Below are 244 nucleotides of genomic sequence, written 5' to 3'. Positions count from 1 at the left end.
TTCCCGATACTGCACGCAGTATTCCCGCACCGCATGCTCGTTACGCAGCGCAAAGGCGTAGTCGGTAATACCCGCTTCTTCCAGCAGCGTCCCGATAATCGCCTCCGGCTTCTGCGCCTGAAAGATGCGGGCGTTGGTGCGTAATCCCAGTCGCCACAGGGCAGGACGGACTTCTATCTGATAGCGCGTGCGCCGAAAACCGGTGTCACCCTGCGTGAAACCACTGATAATCCCGCTGACCCGA

General features: G+C 59.4%; 1 protein-coding gene. It reads right to left on the bottom strand.

Features of this window, described 5'->3' with window-relative positions:
• Positions 1-244 (bottom strand): contractile injection system protein, VgrG/Pvc8 family (locus tag H0248_RS21830; protein ID WP_257981588.1); only part of this gene is annotated, 244 nt, incomplete at both ends.

The sequence above is a fragment of the Pectobacterium brasiliense genome (assembly GCF_013449685.1).
GTDB lineage: Bacteria > Pseudomonadota > Gammaproteobacteria > Enterobacterales > Enterobacteriaceae > Pectobacterium > Pectobacterium brasiliense_A.
Note: the sequence above shows the minus strand (reverse complement) of the source record. Positions and strands in the feature narration are given on the sequence as shown.